Source organism: Kitasatospora sp. NPDC004240, from assembly GCF_053603215.1.
Window position 1 is genome coordinate 1 of the sequence record NZ_JBSGFD010000109.1, and the last position, 22,180, is coordinate 22,180.

Sequence of the window (22,180 nt, forward strand, 5' to 3'; positions counted from 1 at the left end):
CACACCCGCGTTGAGCGGCACGGCAACCACCGGAATAGGGTGGCCCCGCGCACTGCGTCCTCGCTAGTGTTATTTCAAAAGGAATCTCCAACCCCGATCAGACGATCGAGGCCGGGGATGTCAACATATCTGGCGTTGACTTTTGGCACGCTGTTGAGTTCTCAAGGAACGGACACTTCCTTCGGACCGCCTTCCAGCGGGCCCTCCGGGCGCTTCGTTCTTTCGTGTTACCAGCTTATCAGATGTTTTCCGCCCCGGCTTTCCGCCGGAGTTTCACTTCCCTGACTCGCTTTCGCCTTTCGGCGCTCCCGAACTCTATCAGAGTTTCTCGGGCCGCTTTACGCCTCCGAATCGAATCGAAACTCGAATTCATTCGAAGGCATCCCAGCAGACCCGCGGGGCAACCCGGAGAACATTACGCTCCGGGCTGCCCCGCGTCAAATCGCGGCCGGGTCTCAGACCTCGACCACGACGGGCACGATCATCGGTCGGCGGCGGTAGTTGTCCGCGACCCACTTGCCGATGGTGCGGCGGACCAGCTGCTGGACCTGGCGGACCTCCAGCACGCCGTCGCTCGCCGAGCGGTCCAGGGCCTCCTGGAGCCTGGCGGCCACGGGGACGAAGGCACCGTCGTCGATGCCGGAACCGCGGGCCTGGATGGTCGGGCCGCCCACGATCTTGCCGTTGGTGGAGTCGACCACCACGAAGACCGAGATGAAGCCCTCCTCGCCGAGGATCCTGCGGTCCTTGAGCGAGGCCTCGGTGATGTCGCCGACCGAGGAGCCGTCCACGTACACGTAGCCGGCCTGCACCTTGCCGACGATCCGCGCGACGCCGTTCTCCAGGTCGACGCAGACGCCGTCCTCGGCGATGACCGTGCGGTTGCGCGGCACGCCGGTGAGGATGCCCAGGTCGGCGGCGGCCCGCAGGTGGCGCCACTCGCCGTGGACCGGCATCAGGTTGCGCGGCTTGCAGATGTTGAAGAAGTACAGCAGCTCGCCGGCCGAGGCGTGGCCCGAGACGTGCACCTTGGCGTTGCCCTTGTGGACGACCTTGGCACCCCAGCGGGTGAGGCCGTTGATGACCCGGTAGACGGCGTTCTCGTTGCCGGGGATCAGCGAGGAGGCCAGGACGACGGTGTCGCCCTCGACGATGCGGATCTGGTGGTCGCGGTTGGCCATCCGGGACAGCGCGGCCATCGGCTCGCCCTGGGAGCCGGTGCAGATCAGCACCACCTCCTTGTCGGGCAGGTCGTCCAGGGTCCGGACGTCGACGATCAGGTTGCCCGGGACCTTCAGGTAGCCGAGGTCGCGGGCGATGCCCATGTTGCGGACCATCGAGCGGCCGACGAAGGCGACCTTGCGCTTGTACTCGTGCGCGGCGTCCAGGACCTGCTGGATGCGGTGCACGTGGCTCGCGAAGGAGGCGACGATGATGCGCCGGTCGGCGTTGGCGAAGACGTTCCGCAGCGCCGCGGAGATGTCGCGCTCGTGCGGGATGAAGCCGGGGACCTCGGCGTTGGTGGAGTCCACCAGCAGCAGGTCCATGCCCTCCTCGGCCAGCTTGGAGAAGGTCGGCAGGTCGGTGAGGCGGCCGTCGAGCGGCAGCTGGTCCATCTTGAAGTCGCCGGTGGCGACGACCATGCCGGCGGGCGTGCGGACGGCCACCGCCAGGGCGTCCGGGATGGAGTGGTTGACGGCGATGAACTCGCAGTCGAAGGGGCCGATCCGCTCGCGCTCGCCCTCCTTGACCTCCAGGACGTACGGGCGGATGCGGTGCTCGGCGAGCTTGGCCTCGATGAGCGCGAGGGTGAGCTTCGAGCCGATCAGCGGGATGTCCGGGTTCTCCCGGAGGAGGTACGGGACGGCGCCGATGTGGTCCTCGTGCCCGTGGGTCAGGACGATGCCGTCGATCTTGTCCAGACGGTCCCGGATGTAGGTGAAGTCCGGGAGGATCAGGTCGACGCCGGGCTGCTCGTCCTCGGGGAAGAGCACGCCGCAGTCGACGATCAGGATGCGGTCCCCGTACTCGAAGACCGTCATGTTGCGGCCGATCTCGCCGAGGCCGCCGAGCGGGGTGATGCGCAGGGCGCCCTCCTTGAGGGCCGGGGGCGCGCCGAGTTCAGGGTGCGGGTGGCTCAAAAGACTCTCCTCACGACGCACGCCATATGCCCCGGGGTCCTCCCCGCTCGACATATGGCGTGCGTGCTCAGTTTCGGTTTCCTACTGGGTCGGTGCTCTCGCGCCGTCGTCCGGTCCAGCGGCGGACCCGGGGGGCCCGGCGAGCCGGGGCGCGCACGTCTTGTCTGTTAGAGGTGTACCCCGCCTGCGGCGAGATCCTTCTTCAATTGCGCGATCTCCTCGGCGGTCGCGCCGACCAGCGGCAGCCGCAGCGGCCCGGCGGGCAGGCCCTGGAGGTCGAGCGCGGCCTTGGTGAGAATGACACCCTGCGTGCGGAAGATACCGCTGAAGATCGGCAGCAGGCCCTGGTGCACGGCCGTGGCCTTGGCCGCATCCCCGGCCGCGTGGGCCTCCACCATGCTCCGGATCTCGCCGGCCACCACATGGCCGGCCACGCTCACCACGCCGACGGCGCCGACCGAGAGCAGCGGCAGGGTGAGGATGTCGTCGCCCGAGTACCAGGCGAGGTCCGAGCGGGCGATCGCCCAGGACGCGGCGCCCACGTCGCCCTTGGCGTCCTTGTTGGCGAGGATCCGCGGGTGCTCCCCGAGGCGGACCAGCGTCTCGTGGCTCAGCGCGACGCCGCTCCGGCCGGGGATGTCGTACAGCATCACGGGGAGCCCGGTGGCGTCCGCGATGGTGACGGTGTGCCGGTACAGGCCCTCCTGCGGGGGCTTGCTGTAGTACGGCGTGACGGCGAGCAGGCCGTGGGCGCCGGCGGCCTCGGCCTGGCGGGCCAGCTCGACGCTGTGGTGGGTGTCGTTGGTGCCGACCCCGGCGATCACGTGGGCCCGGTCCCCCACCGCCGCCACGACGGCGCGTACCAGGTCGGCCTTCTCGGCGTCGCTGGTGGTCGGGGACTCGCCGGTGGTTCCGTTGACGACGAGGCCGTCGTTGCCGGAGTCGACGAGGTGCGCGGCGAGGCGCTGGGCGCCGTCGAGGTCGAGTCCGCCGTCCGCGGTGAACGGGGTCACCATCGCGGTCAGGACCCGGCCGAAGGGCGTCTGGGGGGTGGAGGTCGGAGCCATGCGTCCAAAGCTACTCGTAGGCGGTGGGGCGGTAGCCACACCGGTCCAGGGTTCGGACAGGGGGAGCGGCCGGGCGACTGCGGTGAACTGGGATTCCGGCGCCGCATGCTCGGGGGTTCATGCGGCGCCGGAATCCGTGTCACGAGCCTAGGGAGCGGCCCTATGTGCCGCAATCCAGACATGCCACGCATACCGCCCGTATGCCTGTCACCCCAGGTCAGGGGGCGACGCGGCCGTGCTTCTCGAAGGCCGCATGGGTGAGCGGCATGAGCCGGGCCCACTGCTCCTCCATCCGCTCGGCGACCATCTCGATCTCGCGCTGCGGGAAGGACGGCACGACGGCGTTCTCCCTCTTCGTCCGCAGCGACAGGAAGTGCATCAGCGAACGGGCGTTGCAGGTCGCGTACATCGAGGAGAACAGGCCGACCGGCAGCACCGCCCGGGCCACCTCGCGGGCGACGCCGGCGGTCAGCATCTCCCGGTAGCGCTCGTACGACTCGCGGTACGAGGACTCCATCGCCTCGGTGACCGTCTTGTGCTGGTCGGTCGTGCCCTCGACGAACTCGTAGCGCCCGGGGCGCCCCTGCTGCACCAGCCGGCGGTCGGGGCCCGGCACGTAGAAGACCGGTTCCAGCTCACGGTAGCGGCCGGACTCCTCGTTGTACGACCAGCCGCTGCGGTGGCGGTGGAACTCGCGGAAGACGAAGATCGGCGCGCTGATGAAGAAGGTCATCGAGTTGTGCTCGAAGGGCGTGCCGTGGCGGTCCCGCATCAGGAAGTTGATGAGCCCGGCGGACTTCTCCGCCTCCTGCCCCAGCGCCTCCAGCGACTGCTCCCCCGCCGTGGAGACCCTGGCCGCCCAGATGACGTCGGAGTCGGCGGCCGCGCTGCGGACCAGCTCCACCGTCACGTCACTGCGGAACCGCGGGTCGCCGCCCGCTTCTTCACTCACGCGAGGATCCTCCAGAGGGTTGGGGTACGTGCCGGCCGACAGCCTAGCCCGCGTGCACCGGGGCGCCCTGCCCCGCGTGGAGCCGGATGGCGTGCTGCATGGTCTTACGGGCCCGCGGCACGTCACCGGCGTCCGCGTACGCCACCGCGAGCCGGAACCAGACCCGCCAGTCGCCCGGCGAGGCCTCCGCCTCGGCCTTGCGGCGGGCGAACACCGCGTCCGCCGAGGCCCGGTCGATCCGGCCGCCCGCGGTGCGGACCAGCTCGTCCACCGGCAGCCCGCCCTCGGCCTCCAGCTCGCGGGCGAGCCGCTCGCTGGCCCGGCCGAAGCGGACGGTCTGCCGCAGGAACCACACCCCGATCATCGGGATGACGAAGGCGCACAGGCCGAGGCCGATGCCCAGCGGCTTGCCGGTGGCGATCAGCTGGACGCCCTGACCGACGCAGACCAGGGCCACCAGCAGCAGCACGCCGGACAGCAGGAAGAAGCCGGTACGGGAGGTCATCGCACGCTCCTGGGGGCAAGCACGGTCACAGGTCCAGGAAGTGTTCGAGGCCGAGGGTCAGACCCGGGGTCTCCACCACCTTGCGCACCCCGAGCAGGATGCCCGGCATGAAGCTGCTGTGGTGCAGCGAGTCGTGCCGGATGGTGAGGGTCTCGCCGGTGTCGCCGAACATCACCTGCTGGTGGGCCAGCAGGCCGCGCAGCCGGACCGCGTGCACCGGGACGCCGTCCACGTCGGCGCCGCGGGCGCCGGGCAGGGCGTGGGTGGTCGGGTCCTGCTGCGGCGGGCGGCCGGCCTCCGCGCGGGCGGCGGCGATCAGCTGGGCGGTGCGGGTGGCGGTGCCGCTCGGCGCGTCGGCCTTGCCGTCGTGGTGCAGCTCGACGACCTCGACCGACTCGAAGTACTTGGCGGCGGTCTGGGCGAACTTCATGCCGAGCACCGCGCCGATCGAGAAGTTCGGCGCGATCAGCAGGCCCAGTCCGGGGGCCTCGGCCAGCCGGCCCCGGACCGTGGCCAGCCGCTCCTCGGTCCAGCCGGTGGTCCCGGTGACCACGTGGATGCCGTGGCCCAGGCAGTAGTCGAGGTTGTCCATGACCGAGTCGGGGTGGGTCAGCTCGACGGCGACCTGCACACCGGCGTCGGTCAGCTCGGACAGCTCGGAGCCGCGGGAGAGGGTGGCGACCAGGTCGAGGTCCGGCGCGGCCTCGACGGCCTTGACGGCCTCGGAGCCGATCCGGCCCTTGGCCCCGATCACGGCGACACGCAGCGTCATGGTGAGAAGTCCCTTCAGACCAGCAGGTCGGCGAGCCGGGCGGCCCGCTTGTCGTTCACCGGGCCGATCAGCGCCAGCGACGGCCGGTACGCGCCCAGCACATCACGGGCGACCGCGTGGACGTCGTCCAGGGTCACGGCCGCTATCTTCGCGAGCATGTCGTCCACCGACAGGTGGTGGCCGTAGCTGAGCTCGGCCTTGCCGATGCGGTTCATCAGCGAGCCGGTGTCCTCCATGCCGAGCACGGTGGAGCCGGAGATCTGGCCGATCGCGCGGTGCAGCTCCTCCTCGGTGATGCCCTCGGCGACCACCTTGGCGAGCTCCGCCCGGCAGATCCGCAGCACCTCCTCGACCCGCTTGGGCTGGCAGCCGGCGTAGATGCCGAACAGGCCGCTGTCCGCGTAGGAGGAGGAGTACGAGTACACCGAGTACGCCAGGCCGCGCTTCTCCCGGACCTCCTGGAACAGCCGGGAGCTCATTCCGCCGCCGAGGGCCGCGTTGAGCACGCCCATCGCCCAGCGGCGCTCGTCGTGCCGGGGCACCCCGGGCACGCCCAGCACCAGGTGGGCCTGCTCGGTGGAGCGGTTGAGCACCTCGACCTTGCCGGCCGTCCGCAGCACGCGCACGCCCCGGCGGGCCTCGGCGGGCGCCGCGGTGGAGCGCTCCAGCAGCGGTGCGAAGGCCTGCTGCACCTGCTGGACGACCTTGCGGTGGTCCAGGTTGCCGGCCGCCGCGACCACCAGCTGCTCGGGCCGGTAGCGGCGGTGGAGGAAGCCAGCGATCTGGTCGCGGGTGAGCGCCTTGACGGTCTCCTGGGTGCCGAGGATCGGGCGGCCGAGCGGGCCGTCCCCGTAGATGACCCTGGCGAACAGGTCGTGCACCACGTCGCCCGGGTCGTCCTCGGCCATCGCCATCTCCTCGAGGATGACGCCGCGCTCGGCCTCCACGTCCTCGGGCCGGATGAGCGAGCCGGTGAGCATGTCGCAGACCACGTCGATGGCCAGCGGCAGGTCGGTGTCGAGCACCCGCGCGTAGTAGCAGGTGTTCTCCTTGGCGGTGAAGGCGTTCATCTCACCGCCGACCGCGTCCAGGGCGGCCGAGATGTCCAGCGCGCTGCGCCGCTCGGTGCCCTTGAAGAGCAGGTGCTCCAGGTAGTGGGTGGCACCGCCGAGCTGCGGGGTCTCGTCCCGCGAGCCGACGCCGACCCAGATGCCGAAGGTCGCGGAGCGCACCGTCGGCAGGGTCTCGGTGACGACCCGCAGGCCGCCGGGGAGCACGGTGCGGCGCACCGTGCCGGCGCCGTCCACGCCCTTGAGCAGGGTCCGGGTGGAGCCGGGGCGCTGCTTCGCCGCCGAGGCCTGGGCCACGGGGTGTACCTCCGTAGTGATGCGGGACAACGGGTCGCGGCCCGCACGCCGACGAGGGCGTACGGGCCGCGACCGCCTGGGGTCGAACAGGTCGGCTACCGGCGCTTCACTCGGAAGCGGCCTCGCCGTCCTCTTCGCCCTCGATGACCGGGATGAGCGACAGCTTGCCACGCGGGTCGATCTCGGCGATCTCGACCTGGACCTTGGCGCCGACGCCGAGGACGTCCTCGACGTTCTCCACGCGCTTGCCGCCGGCCAGCTTGCGGATCTGCGAGATGTGCAGCAGACCGTCCTTGCCCGGCATCAGCGAGACGAACGCGCCGAAGGTCGTGGTCTTGACCACGGTGCCCAGGTAGCGCTCGCCGACCTCCGGCATGGTCGGGTTGGCGATCTGGTTGATCGTGGTGCGGGCGGCCTCGGCGGCCGGGCCGTCGGCGGCACCGATGTAGATGGTGCCGTCGTCCTCGATCGTGATCTCGGCGCCGGTGTCCTCCTGGATCTGGTTGATCATCTTGCCCTTGGGGCCGATGACCTCACCGATCTTGTCCACCGGGATCTTGATGGTGATGATGCGCGGCGCGTTCGGCGACATCTCGTCCGGAGTGTCGATCGCCTCGTTCATCACGTCGAGGATGTGCAGACGGGCGTCGCGGGCCTGCTTCAGCGCGGCGGCGAGCACCGACGCCGGGATGCCGTTGAGCTTGGTGTCCAGCTGCAGGGCGGTGATGAAGTTGCGGGTACCGGCGACCTTGAAGTCCATGTCGCCGTACGCGTCCTCGGCACCCAGGATGTCGGTCAGCGCGACGTAGTGGGTCTCACCGTCGATCTCCTGCGAGATCAGGCCCATGGCGATGCCGGCGACGGCGGCCTTCAGCGGCACACCGGCGTTCAGCAGCGACATGGTGGAGGCGCAGACCGAGCCCATCGAGGTGGAGCCGTTGGAGCTCAGTGCCTCGGAGACCTGGCGGATGGCGTACGGGAAGTCCTCGCGCGAGGGCAGCACGGGGATGATGGCCCGCTCGGCCAGCGCGCCGTGGCCGATCTCGCGGCGCTTGGGCGAGCCCACGCGGCCGGTCTCGCCGACCGAGTACGGCGGGAAGTTGTAGTTGTGCATGTAGCGGCGGCGCGTCTCCGGGGAGAGCGTGTCCAGCTGCTGCTCCATGCGCAGCATGTTCAGCGTGGTGACACCCAGGATCTGGGTCTCGCCGCGCTCGAACAGGGCCGAGCCGTGGACGCGCGGGATGGCCTCGACCTCGGCGGCCAGGGTGCGGATGTCGGTGACACCGCGGCCGTCGATGCGGACCTTGTCCTTGATGACGCGCTCGCGGACGATCTTCTTGGTCAGCGCGTTGTAGGCGGCGCCGATCTCCTTCTCGCGGCCCTCGAACTCCGGCAGGAGCTTCTCGGCGGCGATCGCCTTGATGCGGTCCAGCTCGGTGTTGCGCTCCTGCTTGCCGGCGATGGTGAGCGCCTGGGCGAGCTCCTCCTTGACCGCGGAGGTCAGGGCGGTGAGCACGTCGTCCTGGTAGTCCAGGAAGACCGGGAACTCGCCGGTCGGCTTGGCGGCCTGGGCGGCGAGCTGCGACTGGGCGGCGCAGAGCACCTTGATGAACGGCTTGGCGGCGTCCAGACCGGCGGCGACGACCTCCTCGGTCGGCGCCTCGGCGCCGCCCTCGACCAGCTTGATGGTCTTGTCGGTGGCCTCGGCCTCGACCATCATGATCGCGACGTCGCCGTCCGGCAGGACGCGACCGGCGACGACCATGTCGAAGACGGCCGACTCCAGCTCGCTGTGGGTCGGGAAGGCCACCCACTGGCCGCTGATCAGCGCGACGCGCACGCCGCCGATCGGGCCGGAGAACGGCAGGCCCGCCAGCTGGGTGGAGGCGGAGGCGGCGTTGATGGCCACCACGTCGTACAGGTGGTCCGGGTTGAGCGCCATGATGGTGCAGACGACCTGGACCTCGTTGCGCAGGCCCTTGACGAAGGACGGGCGCAGCGGGCGGTCGATCAGGCGGCAGGTGAGGACCGCGTCCTCGGAGGGCCGGCCCTCACGACGGAAGAACGAGCCGGGGATGCGGCCCGCGGCGTACATCCGCTCCTCGACGTCCACGGTCAGCGGGAAGAAGTCGAAGTGCTCCTTCGGCTGCTTCGACGCGCTGGTGGCCGACAGCACCATGGTGTCGTCGTCGAGGTAGGCCACGGCGGAGCCGCCGGCCTGACGGGCCAGGCGGCCGGTCTCGAAGCGGATGGTACGGGTGCCGAAGGAACCGTTGTCGATCACGGCCTCGGCGTAGAACACGTTCTCTTCCACCTGGAAGATCTCCTCTTTCGTACGTCTCCGGGAGAGCGTCCCCGCGCACTGTCGGCCGGCCCTGACGGTCCGGGCCGGTCTTCGATCGAAGCCTCCGGGGTGCCCCGCTCGGTCTGCGGGGGTTCCGGCGGCCACTACCGAGGACCGGCGCCTCTCGGGCTGCCAGGCCTGGGCGGGCGATCCGCGTCTGGACGCTCTCTCGGATGCGGGCGGCTTCCGTTTGAAGCCTTCGTCCCGCGGGGGGTCGGTCTCTTGCTCGGGCGGCGCTCGTGCGCGCCATCACCCGGCATGCCCATAACCCTACGGTGCAATCCTCGGCCACCCGGGGAGGTGAGCGCGAGTTGTTATGTGCGGGTGCCGCGGCTCATCGGCCGCGGCATACGCGCGAGGGGCGGCTCCCCGGTGTGGGGAGCCGCCCCGAGCGGCGTTCTCAGCGGGCGCCGCCGGCGGCACCGCGGCGGATGCCCAGGCGGTCGACGAGCGTACGGAAGCGCTCGATGTCCTTCTTGGCCAGGTACTGCAGCAGGCGGCGGCGCTGGCCGACCAGGATCAGCAGGCCACGACGCGAGTGGTGGTCGTGCTTGTGCGCCTTCAGGTGCTCGGTCAGGTCCGAGATGCGACGGGAGAGCATGGCCACCTGGACCTCGGGGGAGCCGGTGTCGCCCTCCTTCTGGCCGAACTCGGCGATGATCTGCTTCTTGACGTCAGAGGCGAGAGCCACTGCAACTCCTTCGGGGTGATACCGAGCGGTCCTGGTCTACGGCACAGGACTCTTGGAGGACTCGGTGTCGTAAGCGCGGGCGCTCCCGGCCGTCCGCGGCCGTCGGCTGCGGGCACACGGGTGCGCTCGAAAGGCAAGCGTACCAGTGCGGCCGGGGTCGCCGGTCAGCCGGTGATGCCGCCGCGCACCAGGTTGTAGACGTTGAGCACGGCCAGCGCCAGCGGGACCAGTGCCATCAGGGTCAGGCTGTCGACCATGTCCAGGATCCGCCCCCAGAAGGGCGAGACCCCGAGCCGGGGCACCACCAGCGCGATGGCGATCAGGATCGCGGCACCGAGGGCGATGGACGCGCTCAGCCAGATCGTCCGCAGGTCGACCTCGGTGGTGCTGGCGGCCTTGAGGACGAACAGCGGGGTGTGCAGCGCGAGCCCGACGATCAGCAGGGACAGGCCCAGCAGACCGGCGATGGTGAGGCTGAAGACCTGCGCGGTGTAGCGGAACAGGCGGGCGCGCAGCATGGTGGCGATGCCGAGGGTCAGCGCCAGCAGCTCCGGCCACATCCGGTCGGTGAAGCCGAGGACGGCGCAGGCGGCGACGATCACCGCGGCACAGCCGCCGACCAGGCCGACCAGCACCTCGTGGCCGCGGCGGGCCTGCTGGGCGATGCGCTCGTACTGGACGGCCTCGGCGCGGCCGGCCTCCTCGTCGTAGTCGCGGCTGCGGGTGCGGGTCTGACCGGGGGCGCTGAAGCCGACGGGCAGCCGGGCGAAGCGGGCGGACAGGCCGGGCAGGAAGCCGATCACGGCGACGGCGGTGACGCCGGTGACGGCGGCGATGTGGTTGGCCGGGGTCTCGGGGAGCAGGACCGCGGCGAAGGTGGCCAGGGTGCCGGCGGCGGCCAGGAAGGCGGCGGCGACGAACACCGAGTCCTTCTCCGGCAGCAGGCCGACCAGCAGGACGGCGACCACCAGCACCGCGACGCAGCCGGTGAGCAGCTGCAGCCGGCCCGGGCCGTCCCACTTGTGGGCGAGGGCGATGACGCCGCTGCCGCCGATCAGGGCGTGCGGGAGCGCGCCGAGGCCGAGGGCGAGCGCGGCGTACGCGTCCTGGTAGACCCGTGCGCGCACCCCGGCCAGGGCGGTGAGCACCACGGCGGTGACGCCGGAGATGACCCCGGGCAGGCCGTGCATGTCGTGCCGCGGGTCGGCGTACCAGAGGGCGAAGCCGAGCAGGGTGAGGAGCACGGCGCCGCCGATCAGGCCGAAGGCCCGCATCAGCTCGGGGCTCCAGAACCGGCGGTCGGCCTCGACCGCGGTGGCGATGGCGTCCGCGACGTCGTCGTAGACGGCCGGCGGCAGCGACTCCGCGAACGGCCGCAGACTGAGCAGGTCTCCGTCGCGCACCTGCTGGGCGGCCAGCGGCAGGCCGCTGTCGAGGACGGTGCCGTCCCGGCGGACCAGGTGGAAACCGGTCGGGGCACCGTCGGGCTGGGTCTGCCCGGAGAGCCTGAGGATCTCCGGATAGATGTCCGCCAGCGGGACGTCCTCGGGCAGGGCGACGTCGATCCTGCTGTCCGGGGCGACGACGGTGACCCGGCAGAAGCCGGTGGTGGCGGCGGTACTCATGCTGTGCACCCCTCGATCGCTCGACGCACTGGGCGCTCCCCCTGTGTTGATGCTGCCGTGCCGCCGGCTGCGCCGGGTACGGGCGTTGGTCGGCTGTTGCTGCTGCGCCGGACCGGTCGGCCGGGAACCGGCGTGGTCCGGCCGCCAGTTGGCGCGGCGTTACCCTACCGCTCCGTTCGTGCCCGGCCCCGCCCCGGCCCCTGGTGACGGGGCCCGGCGCGGCCGTGAGGGGCTGCCAGTAGGATCGGCCCCTGCGCAAGGCGACGGGGTAGGGGAACGTTCCCACCCGGGGTGCCTGCGGTCGGCGGAGCGGGGGCGGCGTCACACGGGGGCGCCCTCACCCGTACGTATCCAGTTGCGTGAGGGCTGATGCCGTGGTGGTAGCGAACGAGCGAACCGTGCGGGGGCGTTGGGTGACAGAGGTCTGCGAGGCGGTGGCATGAGCGTCATCACGGTGAAGCGGCCCGCCCGGGCCTATCCGCCGCAGGTGCCCGAGGAGCCGGTGGAGCTGGAGGCCCCGCCGGAGCTGCCCCGGGGCGGCGGCGAGGACTGGATCATGAGCATCCTGCCGATGCTCGGCATGGGCGGCTCGGCGGTGTTCTTCTTCTCGCCCGGCTCGCCGGCCCCGATGAAGATCATGGGCGGTCTGATGATCGTCTCGACGATCGGCATGGGCCTGGCGCAGATCGTCCGGGCCCGCCGCGGCGGGTCCACCGCGACCGCCGACGAGCGCCGCGACTACCTCAAGTACCTGCAGCAGATGCGCCGTCAGGTGCGCCGCACCGCCGACCGCCAGCGCGGCGCGCAGCTGTTCCTGAACCCCGAGCCCGACCAGCTCTGGTCGATCGTGGCGGACGGCCGCCGGCTGTGGGAGCGGCGGACCGGCGACGGCGACTTCGCGCAGATCCGGGTCGGCCGCGGGCCGGTGCAGCTGTCCACGCCCCTGGTAGCGCCGCAGACCGCGCCGATGGACGAGCTGGAGCCGCTGTCCGCCGCCGCGATGCACACCTTCCTCACGGCGCACGGCACCCTCCAGGACCTGCCGCTGGCCGTCTCGCTGCGGGCCTTCTACCACATCACGGTGTGCGGCGACCCGGACACCGTGTACGGCAACGTGCGGGCGATGATCGCCCAGTTGACGACCCTGCACTCGCCGGACGACCTGCTGGTGACGGTGGCCGCCGCGCCCGGCGCGGTGGAGGAGTGGGAGTGGACCAAGTGGCTCCCGCACACCCAGCACCGCAAGGACAACGACGGCGCGGGCTCGCGCCGCCTGATCGCCACCGGCCTCGGTGAGCTGGAGGACCTGCTCCAGGACGAACTGGCCGGCCGTCAGCGCTTCGTGCGCGACGCCACGCCCACCCCGGACCAGCCGCACATCGTGGTCGTCATGGACGGCGCCTCGGTGCCGCACGACTCCTTGCTGGCCGGCGCCGAGGGCGTGCACGGGGTGACCATCATCGAGGTCGTCCCGGGCGAGCTGGACGAGCCGACCGGGCACCTGCTGGTCACCGTGACCCCGGACGACCTGGTGCTGCGCTCGGCCTCCGGCGCCAGCTACTCGGGCCGGCCGGACACGCTCTCCGCCTGGCAGTCCGAGGCGCTGGCCCGCCAGCTGGCCCCGTACCGGATCTCGGCGGGCGGCGACGACGAACCGCTGCTGTCCAACCTGGACTTCACCGATCTGATGGGCTCGGGCGACCCGGGCTCCTTCGACGTGTCGCGCAGTTGGCGGCAGCGGGCGCAGCACGAGAAGCTGCGGGTGCCGATCGGCGTCGGGGCCGGCGGCGAGCAGGTCTACCTGGACATCAAGGAGGCCGCGCTGGAGGGCATGGGCCCGCACGGCCTGTGCGTCGGCGCGACCGGTTCCGGCAAGTCGGAGCTGCTGCGCACGCTGGTGCTGGCGCTCGCGATGACGCACTCCTCGGAGATCCTCAACTTCGTCCTCGCCGACTTCAAGGGTGGCGCCACCTTCGCCGGCATGGCGGACATGCCGCACACCTCGGCGGTCATCACCAACCTGGAGGGCGAGCTCACCCTGGTCGACCGCATGCGCGACGCGATCGAGGGCGAGCTGAACCGCCGCCAGGAGCTGCTGCGCTCGGCCGGCAACTACGCCAACCTGCACGAGTACGAGCGGGCCCGGGCGGCCGGCGCGGCGCTGGACCCGCTGCCCTCGCTGGTCCTGATCATCGACGAGTTCTCCGAGCTGCTCACCGCCAAGCCGGACTTCATCGAGATGTTCATCCAGATCGGCCGCATCGGCCGGTCGCTGGGCGTGCACCTGCTGCTGGCCTCGCAGCGCCTGGAGGAGGGCAAGCTGCGCGGCCTGGACACCTACCTGTCGTACCGGATCGGTCTGCGGACCTTCTCGGCGGCCGAGTCGCGGGCCGCGATCGGCGTGCCGGACGCGTACCACCTGCCGCCGGTGCCGGGTGTCGGCTACCTCAAGTTCGGCACCGACGTGATGGACCGCTTCAAGGCGGCGTACGTCTCCGGGCCGTACCGGGCCCCGGGCCAGCAGCGGACCGGCGGCGGGCGGACGGTGACGGCGCAGCCGGTGCTGTTCACCGCGGCCGAGGTGGCGGTGCTGGAGCCGGTGGTGCAGGAGGTGGAGCCGGCGGCCGAGGAGCTGGACGACGCGCTGGTGGACACCGTCCTGGACGTGTTCGTGCAGCGGATGGCGGGCCAGGGCCCGGCCGCGCACCAGGTGTGGCTGCCCCCGCTGGACGAGGCGCCGAGCATCGACCAGCTGGTGCCGCCGCTCCAGGCGACCGCCGAGCGGGGTCTGACCTCGCCGGAGTTCGGCGCGCTGGGCCGGCTGGTGGTGCCGGTCGGCATCGTCGACAAGCCGCGCGACCAGCGGCGTGACGTGCTCTACCAGGACTACTCGAGCGCGGCTGGCCACGGTCTGATCGTCGGTGGTCCGCGGTCGGGCAAGTCGACGATGGTGCGCACCACGGTGGCCGGCTTCTCGGTGACGCACACCCCGCTGGAGGTCCAGTTCTACCTGCTGGACTTCGGTGGCGGCGGCTTCCAGGCGCTCCAGGACCTGCCGCACGTCGGCGGGGTGGCCGGGCGCCTGGACGAGGAGAAGGTCCGCCGGATGATCTCCGAGGTGCACGGGGTGCTGAACCGCCGGGAGGAGCTGTTCCGGGCGACCGGGATCGACTCCATCGGCACGTACCGCACCCGCCGGGCCAACGGCCAGCTGCCGGACGAGCAGTTCGGCGACGTGTTCCTGGTGATCGACGGCTGGCTCACCTTCAAGCAGGAGTTCGAGGCGCTGGAGCCGATCATCGGCGACATCGCGCAGCGCGGTCTCGGGTACGGCGTCCACGTGATCGTCACCGCGTCGCGCTACGCGGAGGTCCGTCCGGCACTGAAGGACCTGCTGCAGAACCGCACCGAGCTGCGGCTCGGCGACTCGATGGAGTCCGAGGTGGACCGCCGGGCCGCGCAGAACGTGCCGGCCACCCCGGGCCGCGGTCTGACCGCGGGCAAGCTGCACTTCCTGGCCGGCCTGCCGCGTCTCGACGGCGTCTCCACGATCGAGGACCTGCAGGAGGGCGTGGCCGGGCTGGTGGCGGCGGTCGGCGGGGCCTGGACGGGCCCGCGCGCGCCGCAGGTGCGGATGCTGCCCGCGGTGCTGGACGGTCACTCGCTGCCCAAGGGCTTCGAGTACCCGGAGCGCGGGGTCGCCTTCGGTGTGGACGAGGTGGAGCTGGCCCCGGTCTTCGTCAACTTCGAGACCGACCCGCTGTTCATCGTCTTCGGCGAGAGCGAGTCCGGGAAGTCCGCGATGCTGCGGATGCTGATCAAGCAGATCACCGAGCGGTACACCCCGGACCAGGCCGGCATCGTGGTCGGCGACTACCGCCGCGCGCTGCTGGGCACGGTCCCGCCGGAGTACCTCGTGGAGTACGCGGCCGCGCAGCCGGCGATGACCAGCATCGTGGAGATGCTGCGCGGGGCCTGCTCGCGCCGTCTGCCGGGCCCGGACGTGACCGCCGAGCAGCTGCGCAACCGCAGCTGGTACAGCGGCAAGGACATGTTCGTGATCGTGGACGACTACGAGCTGGTGGCGACGTCCTCGGGCAACCCGCTGGCGCCGCTGGCCGAGTTCCTGCCGTTCGCCCGTGACATCGGCCTGCGGCTGATCGTGGCGCGCAGCGCCGGCGGTGCCGGCCGTTCGCTGTACGAGCCGGTGATGCAGCGGATGCGCGAGCTGGGCGGCCAGGGCGTGCTCCTGTCCGGCAGCCGGGACGAGGGCGCGTTGCTGGGGACGGTCAAGCCGCAGGCGCTGCCGCCGGGCCGAGGGGTGTTCGTCTCGCGGCGGATCGCCACCGGCCAGATGGTGCAGACCGGCTGGCTGCCCTCGGCATAACCCCGCGGATCCGTCACACACGGTGAGCACAGGGGCCGGACCCGTCGGGGTCCGGCCCCTTCGCGTCCCACGTGCTGAAACGTTACCTAGATCTTTACCGCCGACGGCTGCGGTTCCCGTACCCGGCTCGGGGGCCGGCGGACCGTTCCGGGCCGCCTGGGTGAGACGCCTCCATGCCCTCACTTCACCTTTGAATGGCGCGCTTCAATGCGCAGTTCACCTTTGATTCATATGCGATACGGCGAGGATGATAACTCGGACATACTTGACAATTACCGTGCGCGATCATGAGATCGCATGTTTATGCGGTGTTCCGCAACGGATTCCGAAGCGATTCGGCCGTTGACTCACTTATAACGCCCAAGGTTCCATGGCGGCCCGGGAGCGACAGGACCAGAGACCCAGAGACAGCCGGTGGAGGCGATAGCGCTCCCTCCCCAGGACCGCACAGAGCCGATCGGATGCCACATGACCGACACGCTTCGCCCGCCACGCGCCGTAGCCCCCGCCACGGCCGTCGAGGGCGCCGCCCCGCAGAAGCTCAAGCGCTCGATCGGCGTCGTCGGCGGCACACTGCTCACCCTCTCCTGCGTCACGCCGGCCTCCACGCTCTTCGTGATCGTGCCCGACCTCTTCGCGAGCATCGGCAGCGCCACCGCCCTGGCCATCGCGATCGGCTCGGTGCTCTGCATCGCCGTGGCGTTCTGCTACTCCGAGCTCGGCACCCTGATCCCCAGCGCCGGCGGCGAGTACGCGATGGTCGGCACCCTGGCGGGCAAGCTGGCCGGCTGGCTGGTCTTCGTACTCTCCCTGATCGTGGTGATGATCGTCCCCTCGGTGATCGCCCTCGGCACCGCCGAGTACCTCGCCCCGGTGATGCACGTCAACGAGGCCGTCGCCGGCGCCGTGGTGATGCTCGCCGCCACCCTGGCCGGCCTGCTGGACCTGCGCGCCAACGCCTGGATCACCGGCGTCTTCCTGGTCCTGGAGGTCGTCGCGGCCGGCGTCGTCTCGGTGCTCGGCTTCACCCACGCCAACCCCGACGCCCCCAGCCTGCTGCACGGCGTGGTCGCCGGCGAGGACGGGACCGCCGGCGCCGTGAAGATCGGCGCCGTCGTCGGCGCGCTGGGCATCGCGCTCTTCATCACCCAGGGCTTCTCCACCGCGGTCTACCTCTCCGAGGAGCTGGAGAACCCGCGCCGCAACGTCTCGCGCACCGTCCTGTGGACCCTCGGCATCTCCGCCGCCGTCATCCTGATCCCCGTCGTCGCGATCACCGTCGGCGCGCCCGACCTGCAGACCCTGACCTCCGGCGGCATCTCCGGCCTGGTCGAGACGTGGAGCAACTCCGCCGTCGGCACCTTCGTCAGCCTCTGCGTCGCACTGGCCATCATCAACGCCGGCATCGTCATGGTGATCCAGAACTCCCGGGTGCTGTTCGCCTCCGCCCGTGACAAGGCCTGGCCCGAGCCGGTCAACAAGGCCTTCTCCACCCTGGGCCGCTTCGGCTCCCCCTGGGTCGCCACGCTGGCCGTGGGCCTGCCCGGCGCCGCGCTGTGCTTCGTCGAGGGCGAGCTGCTGAGCGAGATCACCGGCGTCGCGGTGACCGGGATGTACCTGCTGGTCGCGGTCGCCGCGCTGCTCTCCCGCCGCCACCACCACAAGCACGCCGCCGCCTGGCGGATGCCGCTGTGGCCGGCCGTGCCGATCGTGCTGATCCTGGTGCTCGGCTACATCATCACCCAGCTGGAGACCACGCCCCTGCTGTGGACCGGCGGCATCGTGGCCGCCGCCACCCTCTACTGGCTGGTCTACCTGCGCCCCCGCCAGGACACCCACTGGGTGATCACCCTCCCCGAGGACGAGCGGGCCTCCTGACCCCCGCCCCTCCCCCACGACAGCGGTGCCCCGGGCCTCCTCACCGGCCCGGGGCACCGCCGTGTCACGTGCGCCGCGACTACTTCTTGAGCTTCCACGCGGGGGCGAGCACGATCGCCCTGAGCTGCTCGTTGCTCAGTGCCGGGGCGGTGCGGGTCGCGGCGGAGCCCTGGCGGGCGCCGTTGAAGGCGCTGATCACCACGCGCAGACCGTCCGGGCGCAGGGTGTCCACCGTCCACATGGACGGGGTCCCGTTCTCCTTGCGCGTGATCACCCTGGTGCCGTCCGGCAGCGTCTCGGCGCCTTCGAACAACCTGGCCTTCCCGCCGTCGACCTTGCCCGCCTTCGGGTCCCCGACGTCACCGCTCCAGTCCTGGACGTTGATCTGCACCAGGCTCTTGCCCTTGCCGTCGTCGACCACGAAGTCGGCGAAGCCCCACTGGCCGCCGGACTCGGACGGGCTCAGCCCGGCCGGGAGCAGCCCGGTGACCGTCGCCGTGATCTCCTCCTTGCTCCACTCCTTGCTCGTGTCGCGCGGCTTGGCCGGCAGCGGGTCGGGGATCGCGGCGATCACCCGGTCCCAGGCCCGGTCCGTCACGATCGCCTTCAGCTGCTCCGGCGACAGCGGCGGGGTGGCGCGGCTGACCGGCGCGTCCTTCTCCGCCGCCGCGTTCCACTCGGAGAGCTCGATCAGCCGGCCGTCCTTGCCGACCAGCTTGGCGTGCCAGTTCTTGGTGTCCACCCGGCGGTCCGGGTACTCGTAGCCCTGGAGGACGGTCAGCGTGGAGCCGTCCGCCAGGACGGTGCTGGAGCAGGCGTCGAACTGGACGTACTTCTTGTCGGGGCAGGTGTTCTCGGTGAACCCGGGGCCCCCGTTGAGCGGGTACCTGCCGAGCGAGACGCCGACGGCCGCCTTGCCCTTGCCGTCGTCGAGGACCACCGAGGCGACCGCCATGGTGCCGCCGCCGTACGGCTTGCCACCGGGGTCGGTGCCGCGGACGAAGCCGGGGGTCACCGTGGCGCCCTGCGGGAGCATGCCCTTGAACACCGCCAGCACCTCCTCGCCGCTCATCGCCGCCGGCTTGGCGGCCGTGGCGGACGGCGCCGGGGCGGACGGCGTGGCCGGGGTCCCGGAGCCGGCCGCGGCCACGGCCGTGGCGGCCGGGTCCTGGCCGGAGGGCGAGCCGGTCAGGTAGAAGGCCCCGGCGCCGACCAGGGTCAGCGCGGCCGCGCCGCTCACCACGGCCGCCGCGGAGCGACGGCGCCAGCGGCGGCGGCCACGCGCCATCCCGCCGGCCGTCAGCGCGGACTGCTCAGCCTGGAAGCCCTCACCGGTGCGGGTGAGCGAGTAGAGCAGATCGTCCTCGAAGCGGTCGGTCGGGTCGTTCCGGTCGTGCTCGGACATGCGTGGTCACCATCTCTCGGAAGTGGTCGGTACGGGACGCCCGGCAGGTGTGCGACAGCTACCCGGCGGCGGAACCCGGCGGGTGCTGATCACCGGCCGGTCGGCGGGTGCTCCACGGATGCCCGGCGGATGCTCGGCAGGTGGTCAGCGCGCGGCCAGCTCGGCCAGCGAGTCGCCGAGCAGCACGCGCAGCCGGGCCAGCGCACGGCTGGTACGGGTGCGCACCGCGCCCGAGGAGCTGCGCAGCGCCTCGGCGGTCTCCTCGACGCTGCGGTCCTCCCAGTAGCGCAGCACCAGCACCGCGCGGTCCTTGGCGGGCAGCCGGGCGAGCGCGTCCAGCAGCGTCAGCCGCAGCGTGGCGTCGGTCTCGCGGGCCTCCCCCTCGGGCAGCTCCCCGGTGGGCCGTTCGCCGCTGGAGCGCAGCCGCTTGTGGGCGAGGAAGGTGCGCACCAGCACGGTGTGCGCGTAGGCGCCGGGGTTGTCGATGCGGTGGCCGCCGGTCCAGGCGCTGCGCCGCCACAGGACGTACATCCGGCTGAGGGTCTCCTGGACGAGGTCCTCGGCCTGGTGGGTGTCGCCGCTGGTCAGCAGGCAGGCCGAGCGGTAGAGCTGGCCGGTGCGACCGGAGACGAGTTCCAGGAAGCCGGCGTCCTTCGCCTCGCGTCCCGCGCCGATCCGCCCCATACCCCCGCCGCCCCCTCACCGGTCCTGCCTGACACCTCTTGGATGCGGTGGGCGGGGCGGGATGTTACAGACGTCCGGGAAATTCTTCCGAAGCCGATGGATCGTCAGACCATGGGCCTGCGACGGTGATCGCGGAGCACCACGGTGCCGCCCACGAGCAGCGCGACCAGCAGGCCCGCGATGCCGAGGACGTAGGTCGCCGTCCGCCGGTCACGGTCGGCCTGGGTCTCCCCGAGGCCGAGCGGCCGGGGAACGATCGGCGCGGCGGCCAGCGCCACGGGGGCGTCCGGGACGGCGTCCAGCGGGGGCGCCGCGGGCGCGTTGGTGACGGCCTTCAGCGGGTCGACCACGCCCCAGCCGATGAAGGGGTCCTTGTCGCGCCGGTTGCGCTGGGCGGTCTGCTCGATCCGGGCCCGCACCTGGCGGGGCGTCCAGTTGGGGTGCAGCGAGAACAGCACCGCGGCCAGCCCCGAGACGTAGGGGGCGGCGAAGCTGGTGCCCTGGTCCACGCACTGCCCGCGCCGGGGGACGGTGGTCAGCATGTCGACCCCGGGGGCGGCGACGTCGACGAACTCACCGTACTGGGAGAACGTCGCCCGCTCGTTGTTGCGGTCGGAGGCGCCGACGGCGAGCACGGTCTCGAAGGCGGCCGGGTAGGTGTTGCCCTCCTTGCCCTCGTTGCCGGTGGAGGCGACGATCAGCACGTTCTTGGCCTCGGCCAGGTCGACGGCGGCCTTCAGGGCCTCGGCGCCGCCGAAGCGCGGTCCGTCCGCGCCGCGCACGTCCTGCGAGATGTTGATGACCTTCGCACCGCTCTGGATCGCGAGGTTGATCGCCTCGGCCAGCGAGGCCACGTCGCCGTTGCCCTCGGCGTCGTTCTGGCGGATCGCCAGGATCTTGGACTTCGGTGCGAGGCCGACGAACCCGGTCGCCTCGTAGGGGGTGGCGGCGATGATGCCGGCCACCTTGGTGCCGTGCCCGACGAGGTCCTGCTTGCTGCCGCCCCCGACGAGCTTCTTGTCCTTGTCCTTCAGCAGGGAAGGCCCCTCGACCACCCTCCCCTGGAGCTGCGGGTTGGTGTCGTCCACGCCGGTGTCGATCACGGCGACCAGGACGTTCTCACCCATCGCCCGGCCGTCCTGCCAGAACTGGTCGAGCAGCACGCGCTGCAGCGACCAGGGCACGGCCTTGACGTCGGGGGCGTTGGCCGGGCAGTCACCCGAGCCGGATATCGCGAGCCGCGCGCCGGGGTCCGCGTACGCCGGGGCCGCGCCGAGGCCGCCGAGGACCGTCAGCGCGACCAGTGTCGCGGCGGCCCTGCGGTAGTTCGGACCGGACGGCTTGGTACCCCTCATGATTCCCACCCGTGATCGCGCGCGAGGGCGGGTGCCCGTGTGCCGGACACCCGCCCATGACCTACGGCCTGCCTCCCTCAGCGGGAGCGACAGGTCACTGCCAGAGACCGGCGTTGTTGCGCTCGGTGCTCTGGTAGCTCTCGGCCGCCTTGTCCAGCGTGGAGGCGATCTGCTGCAGGACCTGCTGCAGGTCGGTGGCGCGCTGGTCCCACTTCTGCTGGTGGGCCTGGTAGCCCTGCTGGGCGGCACCCTCCCAGGTGGAGGCGATCTTCTGCACGCCGGACTTCAGCTCGGAGAGCTGCTGGTCGATGCGCTGCGCGGTGCTGCGAACCTCGGAGCCGGCGCCGCGGACGGTTTCGAAGTTGACGAGAATGTGGTCGGACACGATGTCTCCCTGTCGAGGATTCGGGCATCCCTCCCGGGGATGCGCCGAGGGGCGACGCGGTTGCGTCAGGGCGTGGGGGCCTGGAGGCCCGCTCAGCTCTTGAACGCGGCCTGCTGCTCGGCCTCGGTGACGGAGTAGTGCTTGGTGGTGAGCTCGATCGCTTCCTTGATCGCGGTCAGCGACTTGTTCAGCTCGACCGCGTCCTCGTTGAAGCGGGTCTGCAGCGCCTTGTAGGCCGTCGCCGCCGTGCCCTGCCAACCCGCCGCGACCGAGCCCACGAGGCTGTCGAGCCTGCGGATCTCGCCCTGGATCTGCTGAATGACCTCGCCCATGTGCTTGGCGAAGCCGTTCATCTCCTCAGCGGTCATCTTGAACTGACCAGCCATGATTACCGTCCCCCATGAGACAGACATCGGAATCCGGGGCGGTCTCTGTCACGTACCCGCCCCCTCGACACCACGGTGTGGTGATGTCCTGGAGCACTGTAGTCGGCACACGCAGCTCGCCCAACACCGGGGAGCGTTGGTTACCAGACCATGACACTTCCACCAACTCTCCTGCCACACATGGCGGCAGGCGCCCCGGAGCGACCGGGACGCCCGCGCCGCCCGGCGGCACGATC

General features: G+C 71.3%; 16 protein-coding genes. 2 read left to right on the top strand and 14 right to left on the bottom strand.

The genetic code is table 11. The features are described from left to right. Window positions 1–455: 455 nt before the first annotated feature. From ACWEQL_RS26305 to eccD, 9 genes are all read right to left on the bottom strand, one after another. On the bottom strand, window positions 456–2,141 hold the full coding sequence (locus tag ACWEQL_RS26305; RefSeq protein ID WP_452152781.1) for a ribonuclease J: 1,686 nt from the start codon (window positions 2,139–2,141) through the stop codon (window positions 456–458). A 167-nt stretch (window positions 2,142–2,308) separates the two neighbouring features. Continuing rightward, window positions 2,309–3,208, bottom strand: coding sequence for a 4-hydroxy-tetrahydrodipicolinate synthase (gene dapA / locus ACWEQL_RS26310; protein ID WP_452152782.1), 900 nt, complete (start codon window positions 3,206–3,208; stop codon window positions 2,309–2,311). Between the two features lie 217 nt (window positions 3,209–3,425). Beyond that, window positions 3,426–4,160: an FAD-dependent thymidylate synthase gene (gene thyX / locus ACWEQL_RS26315; RefSeq protein ID WP_452152783.1), complete on the bottom strand. Its 735-nt coding sequence runs from the start codon at window positions 4,158–4,160 to the stop codon at window positions 3,426–3,428. 43 nt (window positions 4,161–4,203) lie between these two features. Beyond that, window positions 4,204–4,665, bottom strand: a complete 462-nt coding sequence (locus tag ACWEQL_RS26320) for a hypothetical protein (protein ID WP_452152784.1) — start codon at window positions 4,663–4,665, stop codon at window positions 4,204–4,206. A gap of 25 nt (window positions 4,666–4,690) precedes the next feature. Further along, window positions 4,691–5,437 carry a 4-hydroxy-tetrahydrodipicolinate reductase gene (dapB, locus tag ACWEQL_RS26325; RefSeq protein ID WP_452152785.1) on the bottom strand — a complete coding sequence of 249 codons (747 nt, stop codon included), beginning with the start codon at window positions 5,435–5,437 and terminating at the stop codon, window positions 4,691–4,693. Window positions 5,438–5,451: 14 nt separating this feature from the next. Continuing rightward, complete coding sequence (locus ACWEQL_RS26330) at window positions 5,452–6,825, bottom strand: M16 family metallopeptidase (protein ID WP_452152799.1); 1,374 nt, start codon at window positions 6,823–6,825, stop codon at window positions 5,452–5,454. Window positions 6,826–6,910: 85 nt separating this feature from the next. Next, window positions 6,911–9,118, bottom strand: a complete 2,208-nt coding sequence (locus ACWEQL_RS26335) for a polyribonucleotide nucleotidyltransferase (RefSeq protein WP_452152786.1) — start codon at window positions 9,116–9,118, stop codon at window positions 6,911–6,913. A gap of 430 nt (window positions 9,119–9,548) precedes the next feature. Beyond that, on the bottom strand, window positions 9,549–9,839 hold the full coding sequence (rpsO, locus tag ACWEQL_RS26340) for a 30S ribosomal protein S15 (protein WP_148645116.1): 291 nt from the start codon (window positions 9,837–9,839) through the stop codon (window positions 9,549–9,551). Between the two features lie 164 nt (window positions 9,840–10,003). Continuing rightward, window positions 10,004–11,464, bottom strand: a complete 1,461-nt coding sequence (eccD, locus tag ACWEQL_RS26345) for a type VII secretion integral membrane protein EccD (RefSeq protein WP_452152787.1) — start codon at window positions 11,462–11,464, stop codon at window positions 10,004–10,006. Window positions 11,465–11,903: 439 nt separating this feature from the next. Here eccD and eccCa point away from each other — a divergent pair, with 439 nt between their 5' ends. Further along, window positions 11,904–15,851: a type VII secretion protein EccCa gene (gene eccCa / locus ACWEQL_RS26350; protein WP_452152788.1), complete on the top strand. Its 3,948-nt coding sequence runs from the start codon at window positions 11,904–11,906 to the stop codon at window positions 15,849–15,851. A gap of 468 nt (window positions 15,852–16,319) precedes the next feature. Then, the gene (locus ACWEQL_RS26355; RefSeq protein ID WP_452152789.1) at window positions 16,320–17,729 is read left to right on the top strand and encodes an APC family permease; all 1,410 of its coding nucleotides are present in this window, start codon (window positions 16,320–16,322) and stop codon (window positions 17,727–17,729) included. A gap of 79 nt (window positions 17,730–17,808) precedes the next feature. On the opposite strand, the gene ACWEQL_RS26360 is transcribed toward ACWEQL_RS26355, so the two are convergent. The 5 genes from ACWEQL_RS26360 to ACWEQL_RS26380 all read right to left on the bottom strand — a co-directional run bounded on the left by ACWEQL_RS26360 (window position 17,809) and on the right by ACWEQL_RS26380 (window position 21,944). Next, a complete protein-coding gene (locus ACWEQL_RS26360) occupies window positions 17,809–19,134 on the bottom strand; it encodes a hypothetical protein (protein ID WP_452152790.1) in 1,326 nt (441 codons plus the stop codon). A gap of 144 nt (window positions 19,135–19,278) precedes the next feature. Further along, window positions 19,279–19,818: a SigE family RNA polymerase sigma factor gene (locus ACWEQL_RS26365; RefSeq protein WP_452152791.1), complete on the bottom strand. Its 540-nt coding sequence runs from the start codon at window positions 19,816–19,818 to the stop codon at window positions 19,279–19,281. 104 nt (window positions 19,819–19,922) lie between these two features. Continuing rightward, the gene (gene mycP / locus ACWEQL_RS26370) at window positions 19,923–21,173 is read right to left on the bottom strand and encodes a type VII secretion-associated serine protease mycosin (protein WP_452152792.1); all 1,251 of its coding nucleotides are present in this window, start codon (window positions 21,171–21,173) and stop codon (window positions 19,923–19,925) included. Between the two features lie 94 nt (window positions 21,174–21,267). Next, window positions 21,268–21,558: a WXG100 family type VII secretion target gene (locus tag ACWEQL_RS26375; RefSeq protein WP_452152793.1), complete on the bottom strand. Its 291-nt coding sequence runs from the start codon at window positions 21,556–21,558 to the stop codon at window positions 21,268–21,270. A 92-nt stretch (window positions 21,559–21,650) separates the two neighbouring features. Further along, on the bottom strand, window positions 21,651–21,944 hold the full coding sequence (locus ACWEQL_RS26380) for a WXG100 family type VII secretion target (protein ID WP_452152794.1): 294 nt from the start codon (window positions 21,942–21,944) through the stop codon (window positions 21,651–21,653). Window positions 21,945–22,180: the final 236 nt, after the last annotated feature.